The 21,724-nt window shown below is 72.1% G+C and carries 21 protein-coding genes; 16 read left to right on the top strand and 5 right to left on the bottom strand.

Annotated features, from left to right (window positions below):
• The coding region (locus ACWGE1_RS29575) for a penicillin-binding transpeptidase domain-containing protein (protein WP_453423520.1) at positions 1-834 on the top strand (834 nt) is incomplete at its 5' end.
• 403 nt (positions 835-1,237) lie between these two features.
• Here the strand turns inward: ACWGE1_RS29575 and ACWGE1_RS29580 are convergent.
• Entirely contained in the window at positions 1,238-2,875 is a 1,638-nt protein-coding gene (locus ACWGE1_RS29580) for an ABC-F family ATP-binding cassette domain-containing protein (RefSeq protein ID WP_453423521.1), read from the bottom strand.
• A 102-nt stretch (positions 2,876-2,977) separates the two neighbouring features.
• Here ACWGE1_RS29580 and ACWGE1_RS29585 point away from each other — a divergent pair, with 102 nt between their 5' ends.
• Positions 2,978-3,934 (top strand): GlxA family transcriptional regulator, encoded by a 957-nt coding sequence (locus tag ACWGE1_RS29585; protein ID WP_453423522.1) that lies wholly within the window; start codon positions 2,978-2,980, stop codon positions 3,932-3,934.
• A gap of 113 nt (positions 3,935-4,047) precedes the next feature.
• Positions 4,048-4,680 (top strand): DJ-1/PfpI family protein, encoded by a 633-nt coding sequence (locus ACWGE1_RS29590; RefSeq protein ID WP_453423523.1) that lies wholly within the window; start codon positions 4,048-4,050, stop codon positions 4,678-4,680.
• 4 nt (positions 4,681-4,684) lie between these two features.
• Here ACWGE1_RS29590 and ACWGE1_RS29595 read toward each other — a convergent pair whose 3' ends face one another.
• The gene (locus ACWGE1_RS29595; protein WP_453423535.1) at positions 4,685-5,467 is read right to left on the bottom strand and encodes an enoyl-CoA hydratase/isomerase family protein; all 783 of its coding nucleotides are present in this window, start codon (positions 5,465-5,467) and stop codon (positions 4,685-4,687) included.
• Positions 5,468-5,659: 192 nt separating this feature from the next.
• Here ACWGE1_RS29595 and ACWGE1_RS29600 point away from each other — a divergent pair, with 192 nt between their 5' ends.
• Positions 5,660-6,259 (top strand): HdeD family acid-resistance protein, encoded by a 600-nt coding sequence (locus tag ACWGE1_RS29600; protein WP_453423536.1) that lies wholly within the window; start codon positions 5,660-5,662, stop codon positions 6,257-6,259.
• Between the two features lie 130 nt (positions 6,260-6,389).
• On the top strand, positions 6,390-6,881 hold the full coding sequence (locus tag ACWGE1_RS29605; RefSeq protein WP_453423537.1) for an ATP-binding protein: 492 nt from the start codon (positions 6,390-6,392) through the stop codon (positions 6,879-6,881).
• A 48-nt stretch (positions 6,882-6,929) separates the two neighbouring features.
• Here the strand turns inward: ACWGE1_RS29605 and idi are convergent, their stop codons facing one another.
• From idi to ACWGE1_RS29620, 3 genes are all read right to left on the bottom strand, one after another.
• Positions 6,930-7,529, bottom strand: coding sequence for an isopentenyl-diphosphate Delta-isomerase (gene idi / locus ACWGE1_RS29610; protein WP_453423524.1), 600 nt, complete (start codon positions 7,527-7,529; stop codon positions 6,930-6,932).
• Positions 7,530-7,683: 154 nt separating this feature from the next.
• Positions 7,684-8,934, bottom strand: a complete 1,251-nt coding sequence (locus ACWGE1_RS29615) for a GNAT family N-acetyltransferase (protein ID WP_453423538.1) — start codon at positions 8,932-8,934, stop codon at positions 7,684-7,686.
• A gap of 497 nt (positions 8,935-9,431) precedes the next feature.
• Positions 9,432-9,569 (bottom strand): hypothetical protein, encoded by a 138-nt coding sequence (locus ACWGE1_RS29620; RefSeq protein WP_453423525.1) that lies wholly within the window; start codon positions 9,567-9,569, stop codon positions 9,432-9,434.
• Between ACWGE1_RS29620 and ACWGE1_RS29625 the strand changes: the two genes are divergently transcribed.
• The 11 genes from ACWGE1_RS29625 to ACWGE1_RS29675 all read left to right on the top strand — a co-directional run bounded on the left by ACWGE1_RS29625 (position 9,546) and on the right by ACWGE1_RS29675 (position 21,458).
• Entirely contained in the window at positions 9,546-11,189 is a 1,644-nt protein-coding gene (locus tag ACWGE1_RS29625) for a DUF5941 domain-containing protein (protein ID WP_453423526.1), read from the top strand. The two genes, ACWGE1_RS29620 and ACWGE1_RS29625, sit on opposite strands and share 24 nt — an antisense overlap.
• Entirely contained in the window at positions 11,186-11,938 is a 753-nt protein-coding gene (locus ACWGE1_RS29630) for a phosphocholine cytidylyltransferase family protein (RefSeq protein ID WP_030385166.1), read from the top strand. The genes ACWGE1_RS29625 and ACWGE1_RS29630 overlap by 4 nt, the downstream gene beginning before the upstream one ends.
• A complete protein-coding gene (locus ACWGE1_RS29635) occupies positions 11,926-12,987 on the top strand; it encodes an iron-containing alcohol dehydrogenase family protein (RefSeq protein WP_453423527.1) in 1,062 nt (353 codons plus the stop codon). The genes ACWGE1_RS29630 and ACWGE1_RS29635 overlap by 13 nt, the downstream gene beginning before the upstream one ends.
• Positions 12,965-13,744 (top strand): CDP-alcohol phosphatidyltransferase family protein, encoded by a 780-nt coding sequence (locus ACWGE1_RS29640; protein ID WP_453423528.1) that lies wholly within the window; start codon positions 12,965-12,967, stop codon positions 13,742-13,744. The genes ACWGE1_RS29635 and ACWGE1_RS29640 overlap by 23 nt, the downstream gene beginning before the upstream one ends.
• 35 nt (positions 13,745-13,779) lie before the next feature.
• Positions 13,780-14,625 (top strand): glycosyltransferase family 2 protein, encoded by an 846-nt coding sequence (locus ACWGE1_RS29645; RefSeq protein WP_453423539.1) that lies wholly within the window; start codon positions 13,780-13,782, stop codon positions 14,623-14,625.
• A gap of 94 nt (positions 14,626-14,719) precedes the next feature.
• Entirely contained in the window at positions 14,720-15,649 is a 930-nt protein-coding gene (locus ACWGE1_RS29650) for an ABC transporter permease (RefSeq protein WP_453423529.1), read from the top strand.
• Positions 15,642-16,424: an ABC transporter ATP-binding protein gene (locus tag ACWGE1_RS29655; protein ID WP_453423530.1), complete on the top strand. Its 783-nt coding sequence runs from the start codon at positions 15,642-15,644 to the stop codon at positions 16,422-16,424. Before ACWGE1_RS29650 ends, ACWGE1_RS29655 begins: the two co-directional genes overlap by 8 nt.
• Positions 16,425-16,833: 409 nt before the next feature.
• A complete protein-coding gene (gene hpnC / locus ACWGE1_RS29660) occupies positions 16,834-17,718 on the top strand; it encodes a squalene synthase HpnC (RefSeq protein ID WP_453423531.1) in 885 nt (294 codons plus the stop codon).
• Positions 17,715-18,677 (top strand): presqualene diphosphate synthase HpnD, encoded by a 963-nt coding sequence (gene hpnD, locus ACWGE1_RS29665; RefSeq protein ID WP_453423532.1) that lies wholly within the window; start codon positions 17,715-17,717, stop codon positions 18,675-18,677. The genes hpnC and hpnD overlap by 4 nt, the downstream gene beginning before the upstream one ends.
• Before the next feature lie 238 nt (positions 18,678-18,915).
• The gene (hpnE, locus tag ACWGE1_RS29670; protein ID WP_453423533.1) at positions 18,916-20,295 is read left to right on the top strand and encodes a hydroxysqualene dehydroxylase HpnE; all 1,380 of its coding nucleotides are present in this window, start codon (positions 18,916-18,918) and stop codon (positions 20,293-20,295) included.
• A gap of 62 nt (positions 20,296-20,357) precedes the next feature.
• Entirely contained in the window at positions 20,358-21,458 is a 1,101-nt protein-coding gene (locus ACWGE1_RS29675; protein ID WP_453423534.1) for a polyprenyl synthetase family protein, read from the top strand.
• Positions 21,459-21,724: the final 266 nt, after the last annotated feature.

The raw sequence follows: 21,724 nt of genomic DNA on the forward strand, positions 1-21,724 counted from the left end.
GTCCGGCCCAGCACCGGCGAGATCAGCGCGGTCGCCAACAGCCCGGCCGGCGGGTTCAACGTGGCGATGGAGGGGGCGCAGGCCCCCGGCTCCACGATGAAGGTCGTGACCGCGGCGATGATGCTGGAGCACGGACTGGTCGGCGGACCGACCTCCCCGGTCGAGTGTCCGAAGGAGGTGACCTGGTCGGGCCGGACCTTCCACAACAACAAGAACTTCTCCATCGCGAACGGCACCTTCCGGGACAGCTTCCGCCGCTCCTGCAACACCTTCTTCATGAAGGCGCTGGGCCCGCTGAACGCCAAGGGCGTGGAGGACACCGCCCTGAGCCAGACGGCCCGCAAGTACTTCGGCCTGGGCGGGGTGTGGTCCATCGGGATCGTCTCCACCGACGCCCGCATCCCGGTCTCGAAGGGCCCCGAGACGGCCGCCTCCTACATCGGCCAGGGCAAGGTCACCATGAACGCCCTCAGCGTCGCCTCCCTCTCGGCGACCGTGCAGAACGGCGCGTTCCGCCAGCCGGTGATCGTGCCCAGGGAGATGATCAAGGGCGAGCTGACCACCGCCCAGCCGCTGCCCGGGAACATGGCCGCCACCCTGCGCAGCGTGATGGGCGCCGCCGCGACCGACGGCACCGCCGCCAAGGCGATGTCCGCGGTCAGCGGCGACAAGGGAGCCAAGACCGGGTCGGCCGAGGTCGACGGGCAGAGCGACTCCAACAGCTGGTTCACCGGCTACGCGGACGACCTGGCCGCCGGCTCGGTCGTCCAGTCCGGCGGCTACGGCAGCGGGCCGGCGGGCAACGTCGTCGCGTCCGTGCTGAACGCACGGTAGGGCGCAGACGGTCCGGTCGGCAGCGTGGAGACGGCCGGACGGGCCGAGGCGCACGATACGACGGCGGAGGCTGTCGACGCCGTGGCCAGTCTCGTTCCAGTACATCCACACGGGGCCGACCGAGGGGGACAGTGGCGGGCAGAACCCGTCCGTGACGGCACTCTGCCCGCTACACCCCCACCGACCGACGTTTCCCCAGGTCAAACCACGAAGTACTGCTGGAGTACTAGGGGGTGTCCGCAAAGTTTCGCCTGGCCCGCGACGCCCGGCACGGCACCTCGCCGCGTTGTCGAAGCGCGCGAGTAGGAACAGGTACGAGCTGCGCCTCTCCGCCTTGCGGTGCACCGCACAGGACGCCGCGGGCCACGCCCTCCGGGCGCCGGCGCTACTTTGCGGACTCCCCCTAGAGCTCGACGACCTTGCCGTCCGCGACCTCCAGGCGGCGGGTCACGTGTACCGCGTCCAGCATGCGGCGGTCGTGGGTGACCAGCAGGAGGGTGCCCTCGTAGGCGTCGAGGGCGGATTCCAGCTGCTCGATCGCCGGGAGGTCGAGGTGGTTGGTCGGCTCGTCCAGGACCAGCAGGTTCACCCCGCGGCCCTGGAGCAGGGCCAGTGCGGCACGGGTGCGCTCGCCCGGGGAGAGGGTGGCCGCCGGGCGCAGGACGTGGGCCGCCTTGAGGCCGAACTTGGCCAGCAGGGTGCGGACTTCGGCCGGCTCGGTCTCGGGGACCGCCGCGCAGAAGGCCTCGAGCAGCGGTTCGTCGCCGAGGAACAGGCCGCGCGCCTGGTCCACCTCGCCGACCAGGACGCCCGAGCCGAGGGTGGCCGAGCCCGAGTCCGGGGTCAGCCGGCCCAGCAGGACGGCGAGGAGGGTGGACTTGCCGGCGCCGTTGGCACCGGTGATCGCCACCCGGTCCGCCCAGTCGATCTGCAGGCTCGCCGGGCCGAAGGAGAAGTCACCGCGCCGGACGGCCGCCTCGCGCAGCGTGGCCACCACCGCGCCGGAGCGCGGGGCCGTCGCGATCTCCATGCGCAGCTCCCACTCCTTGCGGGGCTCCTCGACGACGTCCAGCCGCTCGATCGCCCGCTGCGTCTGGCGGGCCTTGGCGGCCTGCTTCTCGCTCGACTCGCCGCGCAGGTTCTTGCCGATCTTGTCGTTGTCGGAGGCCTTGCGGCGGGCGTTGCGCACACCCTTGTCCATCCAGTTGCGCTGCATCTGGGCCCGGCCTTCGAGCGCCGACTTCTTGCCCGCGTACTCCTCGAACTCCTCGCGGGCGTGGTTGCGGGCGCGCTCGCGCTCCTCGAGGTAGGAGTCGTAGCCGCCGCCGTACAGGTTGATCTGCTGCTGGGCGAGGTCGAGTTCGAGGACCTTGGTGACCGTCCGGGTCAGGAACTCGCGGTCGTGGCTGATGACGACCGTGCCGGCGCGCAGCCCCTTGACGAACCGCTCCAGCCGCTCCAGACCGTCCAGGTCCAGGTCGTTGGTGGGCTCGTCGAGCAGGAAGACGTCGTAGCGTGAGAGGAGGAGCGAGGCGAGGCCCGCGCGGGCCGCCTGACCGCCGGAGAGTGCCGTCATGGGCAGGTCGAGACCGACCGCGAGGCCGAGGTCGTCCGCGACCTCCTGGGCCCGCTCGTCGAGGTCGGCGCCGCCGAGGTTCAGCCACTGGTCCAGTGCCGTCGCGTACGCGTCGTCCGCGCCCGGCGTCCCGTCCACCAGGCCCTGCGTCGCCGCGTCGAGCTCCGCCTGGGCGGCCGCCACGCCCGTACGGCGGGCCAGGAACTCCCGGACCGACTCGTCCGGCCGGCGCTCCGGCTCCTGCGGGAGGTGACCGACGGCGGCGCCGGGCGGGGAGAGCCGCAGCTCTCCGGTCTCGGGGGTGTCCAGCCCGGCGAGCAGCCGCAGCAGGGTGGACTTCCCGGCGCCGTTCACGCCGACGAGGCCGATGACGTCGCCGGGGGCGACGACGAGGTCGAGATCGGCGAAGAGCGTGCGCTCACCGTGCGCGGCGGTGAGCTTCTTGGCGACGAGGGTTGCAGTCATGATGTGCCGATCCTATCCGCGCGCGGGGCCTGCCCCCGCGTGGCCGGATAGGTGGGAAGCCCGTCATTGCGGCCATGGGGACCCGCATCACACCATGAGGTCATGACGTTGCGAAACGTGCTCGTCCTCCTCTACGACGGGGTGCAGAGCCTCGACGTGACCGGACCGGTGGAGGTGTTCGCCGCGCTGTCCCGGTTCCCGGGGCGCGACGCGTACCGGATCCGGACGGTGTCCCCGGGCGGTGCGCCGGTCCGGACGAGCAGCGGGCTCGTGCTCATGCCGGACGGGGAGCTGGAGAGCGCCCGGCCGGGGGCCGGGACCACGCTCCTCGTGCCCGGAGGGCAGTACACGGCGGACTTCGAGCCGCGGCTCGTCGACTGGCTGCGCGCCCACGGGGGTGACGCGGAGCGCTTGGTGTCCGTGTGCACGGGCGGACTGCTGCTGGCGGAGGCCGGCCTGCTGGACGGGCGGCGGGCGACGACGCACTGGTACATCTGCGAGCAGATGGCGCGGGACTATCCGAAGGTCGCCGTCGACCCGGATCCGATCTTCGTCAGGGACGGGACGGTGGCCACCTCGGCCGGGGTCACGGCGGGGATCGACCTGGCGCTGGCACTGGTCGAGGACGACCACGGGCGGAACGTGGCCCTGCAGATCGCCCGGCACCTCGTGGTCTTCCTCCGCAGACCCGGCAATCAGGCTCAGTTCAGTGCGCAGCTCGCGGCGCAGACGGCGAGGCGGGATCCGCTGCGGGACGTGCAGCAGTGGATCACGGAGCATCCGGAGGGCGACCTGAGCGTGGAGGCCCTGGCCGGGCGGGCGCGGCTCTCCCCGCGCCACTTCGCCCGCGCCTTCCGGGCGGAGACGGGCGTCACGCCGGGGCGCTACGTGGAGCGGGTCCGCGTGGAGCACGCCCGCCGGCTGCTGGAGGACGGGGCCGCGGGCGTCGCCGAGGTCGCCCGCGCCTGTGGCTACGGCACCCCCGAGGCGCTCCGCCGTGCCTTCGTGAAGACCATCGGCCAGCCCCCGGCCGAGTACCGGCGCCGCTTCGGCCCCTGACACCGGCCGCTCTGCGACCGCGGCCCCGGGCCGCAGCGGGATGTCCCCGCGCGCACCGCAGGACCGCCGCCCCCGCCCGGGGGCGGTGCAGATGTGACCGTTCCGGAGGAACCATGCAGATCGCCGTACTGCTCTACGACCGCTTCACCGCCCTCGACGCCATCGGGCCGTTCGACACGCTCGGCCGGCTCCCGGACGCCGAGGTCGTCTTCGTGTCCGAGCGGCCGGGCCCCGTACGGACCGACACCGGGGCGCTCGCACTTGTCGCCGACAAGGCGCTGCACGAGGTGACCCGGCCCGACATCGTCATCGTGCCCGGCGGCCCGCACCCCGATGTGGAGATGGCGAATCCCGCCGTCCTGTCGTGGCTGCGGGAGGTCGATACCGGCACCACCTGGACGACCTCGGTGTGCACCGGCTCGCTGCTGCTCGCCGCCGCCGGCCTGCTCGAGGGCCGCCGGGCCACCAGTCACTGGATGTTCCTGGACTCCCTCAAGCCGTTCGGGGCGGAGCCGACGGGGGAGCGGGTGGTGTTCGACGGCAAGTACGTCACGGCGGCCGGTGTCTCCTCCGGCATCGACATGGGCCTCACCCTGATCGGCAGGATCGCCGGCGACGATTTCGCCCGGACCGTCCAGCTGATGACCGAGTACGACCCGCAGCCGCCCTACGACGCCGGCTCGCCGGAGAAGGCCCCGGCCGAACTCGTGGCGCGGCTGCGCGCACACAGCCCGCTGGACCGGTGAGACCTCAGGACCCTTCCGTTCCTTCCGTGGCCCCGGCGCGGGGCGTCCAGGTGAAGGCCGGGGTCCGGCGTTCCAGGAACGCGGCGACCCCCTCCGCGGTGTCCTCGCTTCCGGCGGCCTGGTCCTCCCAGTACGCGTCCCGGTCGGTCCGGCCGTCCGCGAACTCCTTGGCCGCAGACTGCGTCAGCTGCGAGCGCGAGGCCAGGATCCGGGTGAACTCGCCGACCCGCTTGTCCAGTTGGCCGGCCGGCAGCAGCTCGTTGAGGAAACCGGCGCGCAGCGCGGCCTCCGCGCCGATCAGCTCCGCCGAGAAGAGGAGGTACTTGGCCCACGCGGGGCCGACCAGGGACGCCAGCCGCCGGGTGGAGGACGCCGGGTAGACGATGCCCAGCTTGGCCGGGGTCACGCCGAAGGAGGCCCCCTCCTCGGCGAAGCGCAGGTCGCAGGCCGCCGCCAGCTGGCTGCCGCCGCCCACGCAGAAGCCGCGGATCGCCGCCAGCGTGGGCTTCGGGAAGGCGGCCAGGGCCTCCTCGGCGGCCACGGCGAGGGCCCGGGGGTCATCGTCCCCGGCGTCCCCGGTGAGCGAGGAGATGTCGGCGCCCGCGCAGAAGGTCGGTCCGGCCCCGGTCAGTACGACCACCCGTACGGCCGGGTCCTGCGCCAGGCCCGCCAGCAGCTCCGGGACCGCCCGCCACATGGCGGCGGTCATGGCGTTGCGCTTGGCGGGGTGCGAGATGACGACGGTGGCCACCCCGTCGGCGACCGTGTGCAGGAGGGTTGCGTCCAGGGCTGCGTCCATGCGCCGGATGCTATCCCGGGCGGTCATACCTATGATCAAGGGAGTCCGTCGGGGGTGCGAGGAGGTGGCACGTCCATGGGCGCAGACCGTGCAGACCGTACCGGGGACGGTTCCGGGGCCAGGGTCGGGGGCCCGGAGCCGCAGCGGGAGAAGAAGAAGCTCAGCCGCAGCTTCGCGCTGATGACGGGGCTCGGGGTGATTCTGGCGCTGGCCGGTCTGGTCGGCCTGGTCTACACGGGCGTGGCCACGCTCACCTCGATGTTCCTGTTCGGCTGGCTGCTGCTGATCGGCGGTGCGGTGGGCCTGGTGCACGCCGTGCAGGCGCGCAGGAGCAACTATTTCTGGCTCGCCGTCGTCGTCGCCGCGATCAATCTCGCCGCGGGCTTCGTGATCCTGCGCCGCCCCGAGGCGAGTGCCGAGGCGCTGACCATGTTCGCCGCCCTGCTCTTCCTCGTCGGCGGGGTGTTCCGGCTGGTCGGGGCGCTGGTGGTGCGCGGATCCAATGCCGGGCTCGCGGTCGTCCAGGGCGCCTTCGGAATCCTGCTGGGCTTCCTGATCCTCTCCAACTGGCCCGGCAACAGTCTGTACGTGATCGGTACCTTCTTCTCCCTCGCCCTGCTGTTCGACGGGCTGAGCCTGGTGGCCATGGGCATGGGGTCCCGGCGCATCCTGGGCTTGGTCAGGGAGGACGAGGCCGCGGCGGAGGCGGAAGCGGCGGACCGGGCGGGCGAGGCGGCCGCGAAGCGTCCAGCAGAAGATCAGGAACAGTCGAACAACTGACTCTGTCATACGCCAGTGGTCAGAAAGTGTCCGATAGACGCTGACTTCTGGTCAGCAGTCCGGTCCGGATCAGCCCGTTCCCCACTCTTGTCGCGTGGAGACGATCGAGCGTGAAGACGGGGGACGGAAGATGGATGTCAGCGGGAGCGTCCCGCCAGCCAAGGAGGGTGAGGCGGAGGCTCCGGCCGACCCCCTCGCCTACGAGGGAGTGTGGAGGTTCACCGCGCCCGCTGTTGAAGAATCCGTTCCGCAGGCCCGCCGCGCGGTCCGGGACCTGCTCGGGCGCCAGGGGGTGCCGGCCCATCAGGACCTGGTGTACTCCCTGCTCCTGATCGTCTCCGAACTGGTGACGAACTCGGTCCGGCACGCCGCCCTGCTCTCACCGGAGGTCGCGGTCGAGGTCGCGATCGGCCGCTCGTGGGTGCGGGTGGCCGTCGAGGACAACCACCCCTACCGCCCCAAGGCGCTGGAGGCCGACTTCGGCCAGACCGGCGGCCGGGGCCTGCTCCTGGTACGGGAGATCACGCTCGAGGCCGGCGGGGTCTGCGACGTCGAGCACACCTCGACGGGCGGCAAGGTCATCTGGGCGGCGCTGCCGCTCGCCCCGCCGGCCGCCGGCTGAGCGGCGGTCGGCGAAGCGGCAGGGCCGCGCAGCGGGACGGCGCACGGGCTACCAGCCCGCCGCGTCTCCCGTCAGCTCGCGGATCGCGGGCCGCGCCGCGTCGAGCACGGTCATGAACCAGGCCGAGAACGGTACTTCGGCGTGCCGCTCGACCAGTTCCTCGGCGGTGACGAAGGCGGTGTCCTCGACCTCCTCCGGATCCGGCCGCACGGCAGCCTGTGCAAGTCCCACGAACAGGTGATTGAACTCCTGCTCCACCAGACCCGACGCGGGGTCCGGGTGGTTGTAGCGCACCGTTCCCGCCTGCGCGAGCAGTGAGGGCGACAGCCCCAGCTCCTCGTGGGTCCGCCGGGCGGCGGCCGCGAACGGCGACTCCCCGGGATAGGGGTGGCCGCAACAGGTGTTCGACCAGACGCCGGGGGAGTGGTACTTCCCGAGGGCCCGCTGCTGGAGCAGCAGACGGCCCTGCTCGTCGAAGAGGAACACGGAGAACGCCCGGTGCAACTGGCCGGGCGCCTGATGGGCGGAGAGCTTCTCCGCCGTGCCGATGGTGTTGCCGGACTCGTCGACCAGTTCGAGCATGATCGGTTCTTGAGTACCGGTGCCGTTGGACGCGCTGTTCGCGGCGGTGGCTGGTGTGGTCGGCATACCCATCCTTCGCTTCGGACTTCGGCCTTCAGTCTGCCGTACAAAAGCGGCTTGTCCCCACTTCGGAGATCCACGCATGTCCGCCCCCCGACGCGTGCTACGCGACGGGGGGCGGATCACATCACGTGATGTGACACATGCCGTTGTGTGATCGTCAGACTCCGAACGGGGCCGGGTACCTGATCGTCCCCGCCGGCACCGGAACGGAGTCGTCCAGCACCAGCGCCATCATTGCCTCGTCGGGCACCTCGAAGGGCGCCCGGATCCCGAAGTGCGACGCCGGTACGAAACCGAAGCGCGGATAGTACTCGGGGTGCCCGAGGACCAGGACCAAGGACTCCCCGCGCTCCCGGGCCGCCGAGAGCAGGGCCCGTACGACCGAGGAGCCCGCGCCCGAGCGCTGCAGCGCGGGATCGGCCGCCACCGGGGCGAGGGCGAGCGCCGGGGCGCCGTCGACCTCGCACCGGGTCAGCAGGGCGTGCGCCGCCACCGACCCGTCCGGCGCCTCGGCCACGTACGACAGGCCGGGCAGCCAGGCGCCGTCCGTGCGCAGTGCGTCGACGAGGTCGGCCTCCAGAGGCGTCCCGAACGCCGCCAGGTTGACCTCCCTGACGGCGGCCGCGTCGGCCGCGGTCTCCGGGCGGGCGGGCCAGGCGTCGCCGTCCCCGGCGGTCACCGGGCGCAGGACGTAACCCGTGTACCCGTACTCGTGCCCGTGGCGGGCCCGTACGTCGAGCTCCTCACGGGTCGCGGCCAGCGCCTTCGCCATCGCGGGCCCGCCCGCCGGGGACAGGTCCCGGACCCGCTCGGCGAGCGGGCCGTAGTACTCGGCCCAGTCGGAGTCCGGCAGGTGGTGCACGCCGAGCACCCGGTACCCGGCGGCCTGGGCGGCCGCGAGGTTGCCGGCGGTGGCGCGCAGCGCGCAGTGCGGGTCCCAGAAGGCGCGGGCGCCGGCGGAGGGCTCGGGAACCGTCCACTGGCACTCGGTCAGGACGAGGGTGCCGCCCGGGGCGAGCAGCCGCTTCCACCGCGCGAGCGCGGCGTCGAAGCCGAGGATGTAGGCGGAGCCCTCCGCCCAGACGAGGTCGAAGGAGCCGTCCGGGAAGTCCTCGCCCTCCAGTGCGCCCATGTCCGCCCCGACGGTGCGGATGCGGCCGGCGAGCCCGCGGGCCGCGGCGGCCTCACGGAGCTCGTCGAGGAAGGGGGCGTGCAGGTCGACGGCGGTCACCTCGGCGCCGCCCGTGCCCGGTCCGCCCGCCTCGGCGGCGAGCAGCAGGGCGCTGCGGCCCGGTCCGCAGCCGAGGTCGAGGACGCGCGGCCGCTCGGGCAGCGGTCCGCACAGGGACAGGAGGTGGCGGGTGCTCGCGTCGGAGCCCGGAGCCTGCCGGGGCAGGCCGCGGTGCAGGTCGAAGAAGGCGTCCCGGAAAGCGACGTCGTCGACGCCGTCGTTGAAGTCGTCGTGGTCGTCGTTGGAGGAATTGCTGTCGGTCAACGTGAACCCTTGGAACGGGGGCTCCGGCCGACGAGGCCCAGCTGTGTGATCAGGCCCGGCCGGATGCCCGGAAGGAATGGGAGATGCACCGGAGTTCGCTGCGCATGGCCGCGACCACTACGACGGTCATCAACCCACCTCTTTCCACTCGACACGTTCAGGGGCGTGTCCACCGTAACATCAGGGCCGTTTGTGGTACCGCGCGGTGATCGTCAATGATGATCGGAACCCGGCCCGGGAGCCCGAATATTCGGCTTATCAGGGCGTAAACGGGTGGTGAACGCCTGCTTCCATTCATCCGATAGCCTCTGCCGACGTGCCGCCGCGCCCTGAGGCGCGCGTTCGGAATCCGTTACAAGGAGTGAGTTCGTCTGCCGACCGTCATCCTCACCGGCCTGCCGGTCCCCGGATCACCGCTCGCGGACGAGCTGCGCTCCCTCGGCTTCGACGTCCGCCCGGCCGCCGGTCCCCGGGACGCCGCCGCCGCTCTGGCCGGCGTACCTGCCGACCAGCGGGTGGCCGTCGTGGACAGCGCCTTCGTCGGCCACGTGCACGCGCTGCGCCTCGCGCTGACCGACCCGCGCTTCGACGCCTGCGCCGTCACCGGTGCCCTGGCCGTCCGGGCCGGCGCCCGCGAGGCCCTCGACAAGGCCGCCGCCGTGGCCGCCGACGCGCCGAACGGCGACGCGGGCCCGTACGCGGACCGGCTCGCCGCCGCGGTCGAGGCCGCCGGGACCACCGTCCAGCGGCCCGAACTGGGCACGCTCGTCGCCGCCGTCCCCGCCGGCCCGGCGGAGCGTGACGCGGCGACCGCCGCCGTCGCCGCCGTCGACGACGAGGCCGTCCGCCTGCGGACCGCCGTGAAGTCCCGCGACGGCTTCTTCACCACCTTCTTCATCAGCCCGTACTCGCGCTACATCGCCCGCTGGTGCGCGCGCCGCGGCCTGACCCCGAACCAGGTCACCACCGCCTCGCTGATCACCGCGCTGATCGCGGCCGGCTGCGCCGCCACGGGCGACCGCTGGGGCTACGTCGCGGCCGGTGTGCTGCTCCTCGTCTCCTTCGTACTGGACTGCACCGACGGGCAGCTCGCCCGCTACTCGCTCCAGTACTCGACGATGGGCGCCTGGCTCGACGCCACCTTCGACCGCGCGAAGGAGTACGCCTTCTACGCGGGCCTCGCGCTCGGCGCGTCCAGGAACGGCGACGACGTCTGGGCCCTGGCCGTCGGATCCATGATCCTCATGACCTGCCGGCACGTCGTGGACTTCTCCTTCAACGAGGCCAACCACGACGCCACCGCCAACACGAGCCCGACGGCCGCCCTCTCCGGCCGGCTCGACAGCGTCGGCTGGACCGTGTGGGTCCGCCGGATGATCATCCTCCCGATCGGTGAGCGCTGGGCGATGATCGCGGTCCTGACCGCGTTCACCACGCCCCGGATCGTCTTCTACGCCCTGCTGATCGGCTGCGCCTTCGGCGCGCTCTACACCACCGCCGGCCGGGTCCTGCGCTCCCTGACGCGCAAGGCCACCCGCACCGACCGGGCGGCCCAGGCCCTCGCCGACCTCGCCGACTCGGGCCCGCTCGCCGAGCTCCAGGCCCGGCTGCTGCGCGGCCGCGCCGGGTCCTTCGGTTCCGTGTACGTGGCGGCCCTGGGCACGCTGGTGATGCTCGGCGGCGCCCTGTACCTGCCGTTCGGCGACCCGCGGCTGATCGCCGTCGCCGTGATCTATGTCATGGCGGCCGGCCTCGCCGTCGCCGCACCCCTCAAGGGCACCCTGGACTGGCTGATCCCGCCGCTGTTCCGGGCCGCCGAATACGTCACCGTCCTGGTGCTCGCCGCCAAGGCGGACGTCCCCGGGGCCCTTCCGGCGGCATTCGGCCTGATCGCGGCGGTCGCCTACCATCACTACGACACGGTGTACCGCATTCGCGGTGGCACCGGCGCGCCCCCGCACTGGCTGGTGCGGACGATCGGCGGCCACGAAGGCCGGGTCCTGCTGATCACGGCCCTGGCGGCCGTCCTCGTGTCGCGCGAAGCGGACTTCCCCGTCGCGCTCACGGTCACGGCCGTGTTCGTGGCACTCGTGGTGCTCGTGGAGAGCATCCGGTTCTGGGTCTCCTCCGGAGCACCCGCCGTACATGACGAAGGAGAACCAGCATGATCGGCCTTGTACTCGCTGCCGGTGCCGGACGCCGTCTGCGTCCCTACACCGACACCCTGCCCAAGGCGCTCGTGCCGGTCGGCCCCGAGGGTGACGAGGAGAGCCTGACGGTTCTCGACCTGACGCTGGGCAACTTCGCCGAGGTCGGCCTCACCGAGGTCGCCATCGTCGTCGGCTACCGCAAGGAGGCCGTCTACGCCCGCCGCGAGGCCCTGGAGGCCAAGTACGGCGTCAAGATCACGCTGATCGACAACGACAAGGCCGAGGAGTGGAACAACGCCTACTCCCTGTGGTGCGCGCGTGAGGTCCTCAAGCAGGGTGTGATCCTCGCCAACGGCGACACCGTCCACCCGGTCTCGGTCGAGCGCACGCTGCTCGCCGCCCGCGGCAACGGCCAGAAGATCATCCTCGCCCTCGACACGGTCAAGAACCTGGCCGACGAGGAGATGAAGGTCGTCACCGCCGACGGGAAGGGCGTCCAGAAGATCACCAAGCTGATGGACCCCGCCGACGCCACCGGCGAGTACATCGGTGTCACCCTCATCGAGCCCGAGGCCGCCGAGCAGCTGGCCGAGGCCCTGAAGACCACCTTCGAGCGCGACCCCGACCTCTACTACGAGGACGGCTACCAGCAGCTCGTCAACGACGGCTTCACCATCGACGTGGCCCCCATCGGCGACGTCAAGTGGGTCGAGATCGACAACCACGACGACCTTGCCAAGGGCCGGACGATCGCATGCCAGTACTGACGAGGCTCATCCCCTCGCCCGTCGTCGTCGACATCAGTCGCGGGGCGATGGACGACCTGGCCGGCCTCCTGGCCGACCAGCGGATCTCCGCCTCCGGCAAGCTGGCCATCGCGATCAGCGGGGGCTCCGGCGTGGCGCTGCGCGCCAAGCTGGAGCCCGTACTGCCGCACGCCGACTGGTACGCGGTCGTCGACGGCACCATCGACTCCGCGGTCAAGCTGGCCGACGACATAAAGGGCCGCCGCTACGACGCCGTCGTGGGCCTGGGCGGCGGCAAGATCATCGACGTGGCCAAGTACGCCGCGGCGCGCGTCGGGCTGCCCATGGTGGCCGTCGCCACCAACCTCTCGCACGACGGCATCTGCTCGCCGGTGTCCATCCTGGACAACGACAACGGCCGCGGTTCCTACGGCGTGCCCACGCCGATCGCCATGGTGATCGACCTCGACGTGATCAAGGAAGCCCCGGTCCGGTTCATCCGCGCCGGCATCGGTGACGCGATCTCCAACATCTCGGCGATCGCCGACTGGGAGCTCTCGCACGAGATCACCGGCGAGCCCGTCGACGGCCTGGCCGCCGCGATGGCCCGTACCGCCGGCCAGTCCGTGCTGCGCCACCCCGGCGGATGCGGCGACGACGAGTTCCTCACCGTGCTCTCCGAGGCCCTGGTCCTCACCGGCATCGCCATGTCGATCAGCGGGGACACCCGCCCCGCCTCCGGCGCCTGCCACGAGATCAGCCACGCCTTCGACCTGCTCTACCCGGGGCGCTCGGCGCTCCACGGCGAGCAGGTCGGCCTCGGCGCCGCCTTCGCGATGCACCTGCGCGGGGCCGCCGAGCAGTCCGGCCTCTTCGTCGAGGTGCTGCGCCGGCACGGTCTGCCGGTGACCCCCGAGGAGATCGGCTTCAGCATCGACGAGTTCGTCGCGGCCGTCGAGTACGCCCCCCAGACCCGCCCGGGACGCTTCACGATCCTGGAGCACCTCAACCTGTCCGCAGCCGAGATCAGGGACGCTTACGCCGACTATGTCAAGACCATCCGTAGCTGAACTGAGGCCCGTCGTCCACCCCGCGGGCGTCAAGGACCGGGTCAGCGGCGAGCACTGGGGCGGGCGCCTCTACATGCGCGAGATCTCCCTGCGCATCACCCGCTACCTGGTCACCACCAAGGTCACGCCCAACCAGCTGACCTACCTGATGACCCTCGCCGGCGTCCTCGCCCTCCCGGCCCTGCTGGTGCCGGGCATTCTCGGCGCCGTCCTCGGCGTGGTCGCGGTCCAGATGTACCTGCTGCTCGACTGCGTCGACGGCGAGGTCGCCCGCTGGAAGAAGCAGTACTCGCTCTCCGGGGTCTACCTGGACCGGGTCGGCGCCTACCTGTGCGACGCCGCGGTCCTGGTCGGCTTCGGCCTGCGCGCCGCCGACCTGTGGGGCCCCGGCGGCGCCGACTGGCTGTGGGCCTTCCTGGGCACCCTGGCCGCACTCGGCGCCATCCTGATCAAGGCCGAGACCGACCTGGTCGGCGTCGCCCGCCACCAGGCCGGCAAGCCGGTGGTCAAGGACGCGGCCGCCGAGCCGCGCGCGAAGGGCATGGCGCTCGCCCGCCGGGCCGCCGCCGCGCTCAAGTTCCACCGCCTGATCCTCGGCATCGAGGCCTCGCTGCTCATCCTGGTGCTGGCCGTCGTGGACCAGATCCAGGGCGACCTGTACTGGTCCCGGGTCGGGGTCGCCGTACTGGCCGCCATCGCGATGCTCCAGACCGTGCTGCACCTGGTGTCCATCCTCGCCTCCAGCAGGCTCAAGTGAGTGCCCCGCTGCGGCTGGGCGCCGTGATCATCACCATGGGCAACCGGCCCGACGAGCTCAAGGCGCTCCTCGACTCGGTGGCCCGCCAGGACGGCGCCCCCGTCGAGGTGGTCGTCGTGGGCCAGGGCGTGCAGGTCACCGGCCTGCCCGAGGGTGTCCGCAGCATCGACCTGCCCGAGAACCTGGGCATCCCCGGCGGGCGCAACGTCGGCATCGAGGCCTTCGGCCCCGGCGGCCGCGACGTGGACGTGCTGCTCTTCCTGGACGACGACGGTCTGCTGGAGCGCACCGACACCGCCGAGCTGTGCCGGCAGGCCTTCACCGAGGACCCCGGGCTCGGGATCATCAGCTTCCGGATCGCCGATCCCGAGACCGGTGTCACCCAGCGACGGCACGTGCCGCGCCTGCGGGCCTCCGACCCGATGCGCTCCTCCCGCGTGACCACCTTCCTGGGCGGCGCCAACGCCGTCCGCACGACGGTGTTCGAGCAGGTCGGAGCCTTGCCGGGGGAGTTCTTCTACGCGCACGAGGAGACCGATCTGGCCTGGCGGGCGCTCGACGCAGGGTGGCTGATCGACTACAGGTCGGACATGGTGCTGCTGCACCCGACGACTGCCCCCTCCCGGCACGCGGTCTACCACCGTATGGTGGCTCGTAACCGGGTGTGGCTCGCCCGCCGCAACCTGCCCGCCCCGCTGGTCCCGGTCTACCTGGGCGTCTGGCTCCTGCTGACGCTCGCCCGCAGGCCGTCGGTACCCGCGCTCAAGGCATGGTTCGGTGGTTTTCGGGAGGGATGGACCACTCCCTGCGGACCCCGGCGCCCGATGAGATGGCGTACGGTCTGGCGGTTGACCCGCCTGGGCCGACCTCCTGTCATTTGACCAGCCCGCGTCTGGCAACATGACGCGATCACGGGCCTCGAGCCACCAGCCTGATGCCCACCTGGCCGCATCTTGAAGACGAAAGTTTCAACTTGTGAGTGACACAACCCACGACGGCGCCCTCGCCACGAGCAGGCCGCCGTCCGACGACGCGGGGCTGAGCCCCGCGGAGCTCGCCAGGAAGTACGGCCTCTCGGTCAGCGGCGCCCGGCCCCGTCTGGGCGAGTACGTGCGGCAGCTCTGGGGCCGGCGCCACTTCATCATGGCCTTCTCCAGGGCCAAGCTGGTCGCGCAGTACAGCCAGGCGAAGCTCGGTCAGGTCTGGCAGGTGGCGACCCCGCTGCTGAACGCGGCCGTCTACTGGCTGATCTTCGGCCTGATCCTCGGGGCGGGCAAGGAGATGCCGTCGGGCGTCTACGTCCCCTTCCTGATGATGGGCATCTTCGTCTTCACCTTCACGCAGAGCTCGGTGATGGCGGGCGTCCGGGCGATCTCGGGGAACCTCGGTCTGGTGCGTGCGCTGCACTTCCCGCGCGCCTCCCTGCCGGTGTCCTTCTCGCTCCAGCAGCTCCAGCAGCTGCTGTACTCGATGATCGTCGTCTTCGTGATCGCCGTCGCGTTCGGCAACTACCCGCGGCTGTCCTGGCTGCTGGTCGTCCCGACACTGGCTCTGCAGTTCGTCTTCAACACCGGCCTCGCCATGATCTTCGCGCGGATGGGTTCCAAGACCCCCGACCTGGCGCAGCTGATGCCGTTCGTGATGCGTACCTGGATGTACGCATCCGGCGTCATGTTCCCGATCGGGATCTACCTCAAGGACCAGCCGCAGTGGATCAGTGACCTGCTGCTGTGGAACCCGGTCGCGATCTACATGGACCTCATCCGGTTCGCGCTGATCGACGACTACGGCAGCAGCAACCTGCCTCCGCACGTGTGGGCCTTCGCCGTGGGCTGGGCCGTGGTGATCGGTCTCGGCGGCTTCGTGTACTTCTGGAAGTCTGAGGAGCGTTACGGCCGTGGCTGACAGCAACCAGGGACGCATCCCGACCGTGATCGCGGACGGTGTCCACATCGTCTACCGGGTCAACACCGGCAGCGCCGGCAAGGGCGCGGCCACCGCCGCGCTCAGCAAGATAATCCGCCGGAAGAAGGGCGACTCGCCGGGCGTCCGGCGGGTCCACGCCGTGCGCGGCGTCTCCTTCACCGCCTACCGCGGCGAGGCGATCGGCCTGATCGGTTCCAACGGTTCCGGCAAGTCGACCCTGCTGCGCGCCATCGCGGGCCTGCTGCCCTGCGAGGAGGGCAAGGTCTACACCGACGGCCAGCCCTCGCTGCTGGGTGTCAACGCGGCCCTGATGAACGACCTCACCGGCGAGCGGAACATCGTTCTCGGCGGTCTCGCGATGGGTATGACCCGCGAGCAGATCAAGCAGCGTTACCAGAGCATCGTCGACTTCTCGGGCATCAACGAGAAGGGCGACTTCATCTCCCTGCCGATGCGTACCTATTCCTCCGGCATGGCGGCGCGCCTGCGCTTCTCCATCGCGGCGGCCAAGGACCACGACGTTCTGATGATCGACGAGGCACTGGCCACCGGTGACCGCAGCTTCCAGGTGCGTTCGGAAGACCGGATCCGTGAACTCCGGCAGAAGGCCGGCACGGTCTTCCTCGTGAGCCACAACAACAAGTCCATCCGCGACACCTGCGACCGGGTGCTGTGGCTGGAGAAGGGCGAGCTCCTCATGGACGGGCCCACCGAGGAAGTCGTCTCGGCATACGAGAAGGCGACCAACGGCTGACCTCACGGGTCGCGCGGCGCCGCCTTCCGGCGCTTTTCCGCTTCACCGAAGGCCCCCGCCGCTCAGCGCGGCGGGGGCCTCAATCGTGTTCTTGCATTTCGCGGCGACATTCGGTGGCGGAGCGAATACCCGAGAGGGCTCCGCGGCGTTCTACAGCGTAAGCTGAGGCGGTCCTCAATCGCGGCAAGAGGGGACGATTCCCCGCAGGTGAAGGGCCCTGGGGCAGCCCGGGGAATCCCCCGGCGGCGTGTCCGAAATAGGATGTAATGGGTCGGCAGTGTAGAACGGGAGATGTGACGGCAATGGCTACGGGAATTCTCCGGCCCCCAGGCACGACGGCCGTCCCCGCCCCGGGCGGCGGGCGGTGACCGCGGGGCTCGGCATCCGGCCCCCGTCCGACACGGTCCACGTGAGCGCCACCCTCGACAAGGCGACGGCGGAGAACTTCCCCGTCGCCCCCGCCTTCCTGCCCCGCGCCTGGCGCGACGGGCTGATGGCCGTCTACGGCTACGCCCGCCTCGTCGACGACATCGGCGACGGCGACCTCGCCCCGGGCGGACGCGACGCCGTGCTCCTCGGTCTCGACCCCGCCGCGGTCGACGACCGGCTCGCCATGCTCGACGCCTTCGAGGCGGACCTGCACCGCGTGTTCGGCGGTACGGACGGCCCCCCGCGGCACCCGCTGCTGCTGGCCCTCCAGCCCGTCGTGCGCGCCCACGGCCTGACCCCCGAGCCGTTCCTCGGGCTGATCGAGGCCAACCGCCAGGACCAGCGGGTCGCGCGCTACGGGACGTACGCGGACCTGGTCGGCTACTGCGAGCTGTCCGCGAACCCGGTCGGCCGCCTCGTGCTCTCCCTCACCGGCACCAGCACCCCCGAGCGGATCCGCCGCTCCGACGCCGTCTGCACCGCCCTGCAGATCGCCGAGCACATCCAGGACGTCGCCGAGGACCTCGGCCGCGACCGGATCTACCTGCCCGCCGAGGACATGCGCCGCTTCCACGTGACCGAGGCACAGCTCGCGGCCCCGACCGCCGGCGCGTCCGTACGCGCCCTGGTCGCATTCGAAACTGAGCGCGCACGCGAGCTGCTGAATGAAGGCACCCCGCTCGTGGGTAGCGTGCACGGCAGACTCCGGCTGCTGCTCGCGGGCTTCGTGGGAGGGGGGCGTGCGGCCCTGCGAGCCGTCACCGCCGCCGGCTTCGACGTGCTCCCCGGCCCGCCCAAGCCCACCAAGAGCGGCCTGCTCCGCGAGGTGGCCGCCGTCCTGCGCACAGCGCCGAGAAAGGGGTGAGCCCGACCGTGGAGGGCCCCACACACGCGTCCGCACCGGTCCTGGCGGCCTACAGCTACTGCGAGGCCGTCACCGGTTCACAGGCGCGCAATTTCGCCTACGGCATCCGGCTGCTGCCGACCGACAAGCGGCAGGCGATGTCCGCGCTGTACGCCTTCTCGCGGCGGGTCGACGACATCGGCGACGGCACCCTGGCGCCCGAGGCCAAGTTCTCCCGGCTGGAGGAGACCCGCGCCCTGCTCGGGCGGATCCGGGCCGAGGAGATCGACGAGGACGACACCGACCCGGTCGCCGTCGCCCTCGCGCACGCCGCGCGCCGCTTCCCCATTCCGCTCGGCGGCCTCGACGAGCTGATCGACGGGGTCCTCATGGACGTCCGCGGCGAGACCTACGAGACCTGGGACGACCTCAAGACCTACTGCCGCTGCGTGGCCGGGGCCATCGGGCGGCTCTCGCTCGGCGTCTTCGGCACCGTGAACGGCTCGGGCCTGGGAGCCGCCGACGCCGAGCGCGCAGGCGAGTACGCCGACACCCTCGGCCTCGCCCTGCAACTCACCAACATCCTCCGGGACGTTCGCGAGGACGCGGCCAACGGGCGCACCTACCTGCCCGCCGAGGACCTCGCCAAGTTCGGCTGCTCGGACGGCTTCCGCAGCGACCGGATGCCCGTCGGCGCCGACTTCGCCGGGCTGGTCCACCACGAAGTCCGGCGCGCCCGGGCCCTGTTCGCCGAGGGCTACCGGCTGCTGCCGATGCTCGACCGGCGCAGCGGCGCCTGCGTGGCCGCCATGGCCGGTATCTACCGGCGCCTGCTCGACCGCATCGAGCGGGAGCCGGAGGCGGTGCTCCGGGGCCGCGTGTCGCTGCCGCCGCACGAGAAGGCGTACGTCGCCGTGCGCGGCCTGTCCGGCCTCGACGCGCGGACCATCTCCCGCCAGAACACGCGGAGGCGAGCCTGATGACCCCGACGGCCCCCGCCGGCGCCGCCGCCGTCCCGGCGCCCGCCACCGCGTGCGGTGCGACCGCGCCGGCACACCCGCGGTCGCCCCGCCGCCCCGCCGCGCCCGGCCGGGCCCTGGCAACCACCGCGCGGGCGGCTGCGTCTCTCCCCGGGGACTTCGCACCGGACCGGGCCACGGGGCCCGCGCAGGACCGGACGGCCGGCCCGCAGGGCCACCGCACCACGGGGGAGGGCGCATGACCGGCATCGAGCAGCACGCCGTCGTCGTGGGCGGGGGACTCGCAGGGGTCACCACCGCCCTCGAACTCGCCGACGCCGGGCTCCGGGTCACCCTGCTGGAGGGCCGCCCCCGCCTCGGCGGGCTCGCCTTCTCCTTCAAGCGCGGCGACCTCGAGGTCGACAACGGCCAGCACGTCTACCTGCGGTGCTGCACCGCCTACCGGTGGTTCCTCGACCGCGTCGACGGCGCCGCCCTCGCCCCGCTGCAGGACCGGCTCGACGTACCCGTCCTGGACGTCGCCCACCCCGGCGGCCCGCGCCTGGGCCGGCTGCGCCGCAGCGCCCTGCCCGTGCCCCTGCACCTGGCGGGATCGCTCGCCCGCTACCCGCACCTGTCCCTCGCCGAACGCGTGAGCGTCGGGCGCGCCGCCCTCGCGCTGCGCCGCCTGGACCCCGCCGACCCGGCGCTGGACGGCCTGGACTTCGCCACCTGGCTCGGCCGCTACGGCCAGTCGGCCCGCACGATCGAGGCCCTGTGGGACCTCGTCGGCATCGCCACCCTCAACGCCACCGCCGAGCAGTCCTCGCTGGGCCTGGCCGCCATGGTCTTCAAGACCGGCCTGCTCTCCGAGAACGGCGCCGCCGACATCGGCTGGGCCCGGGTACCGCTGGGCGAACTGCACGACACCCTCGCCCGCAAGGCGCTCGACGCCGCCGGCGTACGGACCGAACTGCGCACCCGGGTCACGGGCATCTCCCGGATGCCCGAGGGGGCGTGGCGGATCGACACCGAGGACGAGTCCCTGGAAGCGGGCACCGTCGTCCTCGCCGTCCCGCAGCGCGAGGCGCACGGCCTGCTGCCCGCCGGCGCCCTCCCCGACCCCGACAAGCTCCTGGACATCGGCACCGCGCCCATCCTCAACGTCCACGTGGTCTACGACCGCAAGGTGCTCAAGCAGCCCTTCTTCGCCGCCCTCGGCTCCCCCGTCCAGTGGGTCTTCGACCGCACCGACTCCTCCGGACTCCCCGACGGCGGCCAGTACCTGGCGCTGTCCCAGTCCGTCGCCCAGGACGACATCGATGAGCCCGTCTCGGTCCTGCGCGCCAAGTACCTGCCCGAGCTGGAACGGCTGCTGCCCGCCGCGCGCGGCGCCAAGGTACGGGACTTCTTCGTCACCCGGGAGCGGACGGCCACCTTCGCCCCCACCCCCGGCGTCGGCCGGCTGCGCCCCGGGGCGCGCACCGACACGCCGGGGCTCTACCTCGCCGGTGCGTGGACTGCCACGGGCTGGCCCGCGACCATGGAGAGCGCCGTCCGGAGCGGACTGAGCGCGGCGCACGCCGCACTCACCGCGCTCGGCCGCCACCGCGAACACCCTCTGCAGGAGGCGGCATGACGAGCACCATCAGCAGCACCGGCACCACCAGCACAGCACGTACAGGAACAAGAGGAGAGCCAGTGAACCCGGGGAATCCGGCTGTCGAGAACACGGATGCCAGTGTGGGCACAGCCGGAGGGGGCGCCGAGAAGGCGGACACGATCGCGCTCCTGGAGCGCGGCCGCACGCTGTCGACCCCCGCGCTCCGCGCCGCCGTCGACCGGCTCGCGGCGCCCATGGACACCGTCGCCGCCTACCACTTCGGCTGGATCGACGCCCAGGGCAACGCGGCGGACGGCGACGGCGGCAAGGCCGTGCGCCCCGCGCTCGCGCTGCTCTCCGCAGAGGCCGCGGGCGCCGCGGCCGAGGTCGGCATCCCGGGCGCCGTCGCCGTCGAGCTCGTGCACAACTTCTCGCTGCTGCACGACGACCTGATGGACGGCGACGAGCAGCGCCGCCACCGCGACACGGTGTGGAAGGTGCACGGACCCGCCCTCGCGATCCTGGTCGGCGACGCCCTGTTCGCCCTCGCCAACGAGGTGCTGCTGGAGCTCGGCACCGTGGAGGCGGGCCGTGCGACCCGCAGGCTGACCACCGCCAGCCGCAAGCTCATCGACGGCCAGGCGCAGGACATCTCCTACGAGCACCGCGAGCGCGTCAGCGTCGAGGAGTGCCTGGAGATGGAGGGCAACAAGACCGGCGCGCTGCTCGCCTGTGCGGTCTCCATCGGCGCGGTGCTCGGCGGCGCGGACGACCGTACGGCCGACAAGCTGGAGGAGTACGGCTACCATCTGGGCCTCGCCTTCCAGGCCGTCGACGACCTGCTCGGCATCTGGGGCGACCCGGAGGCGACCGGCAAGCAGACCTGGAGCGACCTGCGCCAGCGCAAGAAGTCCCTGCCGGTGGTCGCCGCCCTCGCGGCCGGCGGGGAGGCATCCGAGCGGCTCGCCGAGCTGCTCGCCGCCGACGCCAAGAGCAGTGACTTCGAGAACTTCTCGGAGGAGGAGTTCGCGGCCCGTGCGGCCCTCATCGAGGCGGCCGGCGGCCGTCAGTGGACCGCCGACGAGGCACGCCGCCAGCACGCCGTGGCGATCCGGGCCCTGGACGACGTCGACATGCCGCAGCGCGTGCGCGACCAGCTCGTCGCCCTCGCGGACTTCGTCGTCGTGCGCAAGAGGTGATCGCCACCCGACAGCGGATATGAATCGCGAGTCGCCGGCCGGCGTCGCCACCTGAACGTGGCGCGTACCGGCCGACGGCAGACCCCAGCACAGCAGAGGACACTGTTCTAAGGGGAAGCCATGACAGCGACGACCGACGGCAGCGCCGAGGGCGCCGGCGCCGGCAGCGAATCCACCCCGGGCGCTCCGCCGCCCGGCCCGGCGGGCCGTACCGCCGGCCTGGCCGCCGAACCGGGGCATCCGGCCCCACCCGGTTCGGCCCGGCC

It is taken from the genome of Streptomyces sp. NPDC054932, assembly GCF_053610205.1.